The organism is Aquimarina algiphila (assembly GCF_007489275.1).
Taxonomy (GTDB): Bacteria; Bacteroidota; Bacteroidia; order Flavobacteriales; family Flavobacteriaceae; genus Aquimarina; species Aquimarina algiphila.
The window spans coordinates 1-275 of the sequence record NZ_VLNR01000231.1 but is presented as its reverse complement, the minus strand read 5'-3'; the positions used below and the strand labels follow the sequence as shown (position 1 = coordinate 275).

General features: G+C 32.7%; 1 pseudogene. It reads right to left on the bottom strand.

What is annotated here, in order from left to right:
* Positions 1–275 (bottom strand): annotated as a pseudogene (locus FOF46_RS31145) (DUF4172 domain-containing protein); the annotation flags it as partial.

Sequence of the window (275 nt, the reverse complement as noted above, 5' to 3'; positions counted from 1 at the left end):
CTTTGCCCACTTTGAGGATTTGAGTTTTCCATCAAAACCATCTAATAATTTGTTAAGCATTAATCGTTGTCTACTATTAATGCTGGTATCTTTATGTTTATCCCAAAACTCAGATTTATAGAGTACTTCCCTCATCGTTCCTTCCGATGTTTCTAAAGCACGATATAAACAATTTAAAAACCAGTCTAACCATTCTGTTATATCACCATTACTATATTGAACTTTTTTCAATATCTCGTAATACACCTTACGTTCTGTAAGCATTTGGCTGGATA